This window comes from Acinetobacter sp. YH12151 (assembly GCF_013418355.1).
Classification (GTDB): Bacteria; Pseudomonadota; Gammaproteobacteria; order Pseudomonadales; family Moraxellaceae; genus Acinetobacter; species Acinetobacter pseudolwoffii.
The window spans coordinates 1-2,288 of the sequence record NZ_VPCG01000102.1 but is presented as its reverse complement, the minus strand read 5'-3'; the positions used below and the strand labels follow the sequence as shown (position 1 = coordinate 2,288).

Annotated in this window: 3 protein-coding genes and 1 pseudogene; all 4 read right to left on the bottom strand. The window is 62.1% G+C overall.

Annotation, left to right across the window (positions count from 1 at the left end; genetic code table 11):
- Window positions 1-170: recombinase family protein (locus tag FTU82_RS15905; RefSeq protein ID WP_306669841.1), on the bottom strand; the 170-nt coding region annotated here is incomplete at its 3' end.
- Between the two features lie 44 nt (window positions 171-214).
- On the bottom strand, window positions 215-1,000 hold the full coding sequence (istB, locus tag FTU82_RS15900; protein WP_180075654.1) for an IS21-like element helper ATPase IstB: 786 nt from the start codon (window positions 998-1,000) through the stop codon (window positions 215-217).
- Window positions 997-2,055 carry an IS21 family transposase gene (gene istA / locus FTU82_RS15895; RefSeq protein ID WP_373683612.1) on the bottom strand — a complete coding sequence of 353 codons (1,059 nt, stop codon included), beginning with the start codon at window positions 2,053-2,055 and terminating at the stop codon, window positions 997-999. Before istA ends, istB begins: the two co-directional genes overlap by 4 nt.
- Window positions 2,056-2,161: 106 nt before the next feature.
- Window positions 2,162-2,254 (bottom strand): annotated as a pseudogene (locus FTU82_RS15890) (recombinase family protein); the annotation flags it as partial.
- Window positions 2,255-2,288: the final 34 nt, after the last annotated feature.

Genomic DNA, 2,288 nt, shown 5'->3' with positions numbered 1-2,288 from the left:
CGTCCGAGGCGATCGAGCTTCCAGACCACCAGCACATCGCCGTCACGCAATGACTTGAGGCAGGCAGTCAAGCCAGGGCGATCATCACGACCGCCGGAAGCAAGATCATCATAGATATTGTCCCGTTTGTCAACGGCGATTGAAAACTGATACAGATTTTTTCGTGCCAGCGATTTAAAACTGATACACCGCCGTCGCTGAACACCGTCCGTGTTCAGCCAATTTCTGCAACATCGCTCCCCCTCATCATCCCGGCCTGTCGCTGGTGCTTCAGCCGATAGCTTTCCCCGGCAATCGGCACGATGTGCGCATGGTGCAGCAGCCGGTCGAGCAGGGCCGCGGTCAGCGTCGTATCCTGCGCGAAGGTCGTGTCCCATTGCCCGAACGGCAGGTTGCTGGTCACGATCAGGCTGCTGCGTTCATACAAGGCTGCGATCACCTGGAAGAACAGGTTTGCCTGTTCCCGGTTCATCGGCAAGTAACCTATCTCGTCGATGATCAAGAGCCGATATGCCTTGATCGCGCGGTGCATCACCGCCTTCAGATTGTTCTGGGTATGCGCCGTCGTCAACGCCAGCATCAGGTCGGCCGCAGTCGTGAAGCGCGTCTTGATGCCGGCTTGCGTCGCCTTGTAACCCAGTGCCATCGCCAGGTGCGTCTTGCCCACGCCGCTGGGGCCGACCAGCACCACGTTCTCATGCCGCTCGACGAATCCCAGGCCGGCCAGTTCCTCGATCTGGCTGCGTTTGACGCCTTTGGCGAAGTCGTAGTTAAACTCATCCAGCGTCTTCACCGCCGGGAATCCTGCCAACCGGGTCATCGTGCTTTGTTTGCGCACGTTGCGCCCAGCGACTTCTTCCCTCAGCAGCCCCTCCAGGAAGTCGCTGTAGGCCATTTCCTGCTTCGCTGCCTTCTGGGTTGCGGCGCCGTAGCCCTGGGCTATAAACGGCAGGTTCAGGCTCTCGCACAACGTCGCGATACGCTCATGCTGCAGGTTCATGCCGCCACTCCTTCCGATACCCGCACCAGCAGCGCGTCATACACCTGCAACGGATGCTGCACTGGAGAAGGTTGCGCGATCCGCTCCACCACTGCCGCCGGCCGCGGCACCGCAGGTGCTGCGGTAGTCGGTTGCGGCCTGGCTGCCGCGATATCCGCCCGCCACGGTGCCGGCAGCGCTTGCAGGTGCTCCACTTCCCGCTTCAATGCTTCGGCTGGCGGCTCGCCGGTGGTGCCGTGGATGCGCGCATTGGCCACCTCGCGCAGCCAGTGGGCTACTTCCACGTTGGCCGTCACGACGTCGAGCTTCTGGCCGCTTTGTGCCAGCCGGCTCGCCAGCGGCACATAGAACGAGCGCCGCAGGTAGCCGTTGAACCGCTCGACCTTACCCTTGGTCTTGGCCCGGTACGGCTGGCACAGCTTGATCACGAAACCGCTATGCCTGGCATAGTCCAGGAAGCCGGCGTGGAAGCGGTGCTCGCCCTCACCGTACGCATCGCGCTCCAGCACCACCGTCTTCATGTTGTCGTACAGGACCCGCCGCGTCACGCCGCCAAACGCCGCAAAGGCGCGCTCGTGGCAGGCGATCAGGGTTTCCACCTTCATGTTGCTGACGAACTCCACGTAGCTGGCCCGGCTAAAGCCGAGCGTCGCGCAGAACGCGTGCAATGGCGCGCTGCCTTTACGGAATTCGACCCAGTCCACCTGCAGCTGCTCGCCCATCGCCGTCTCGAAACGCACCACCGGGTCGGCGGGAGGCGCCGGGCGCAAGGTGCGCACGAAGGCCCTCAACTGGCTCATCCCGCCCTCGTAGCCGCGCGCGGCGATCTCGCGGTACAGCACGGTGGCCGGAATCACGTCAGGCTGAGCGGCTTGCTGCCGATCCCTCAGGTACTGCTCGAATTGCGCCAGCTTCGTCTGGCGTTTGACTTTGCGTTCGTACTTCGGCACGGACTCCAGGGCCAGGTGCCGGCGCACCGTGTTCACTGCGCAGCCTACCTCGGCGGCGATCTGCCGAAGGCTTAACCCATGCCTCTTCAGGAGTTGAATTTCCACGTACACCTCTTTGGGTTTCAAGGCCGCTCCGCAAAGCGGCCATCTTCTCAAAATGGTGTATCAGTTTTCAATCGCTGCCTGTATCAGTTTACAACCGCTGCTGACACCGTTCGACACCTGCGGCGCGCAAGGCGTCGTGCTGCAGGTCGAGAGACTGCGAGCCATCGGCTTTGGAGACGCGGGCATATCCGATCAGCATGTATCACAAACGTTGGTTTGAGGCGGCGCTTCGG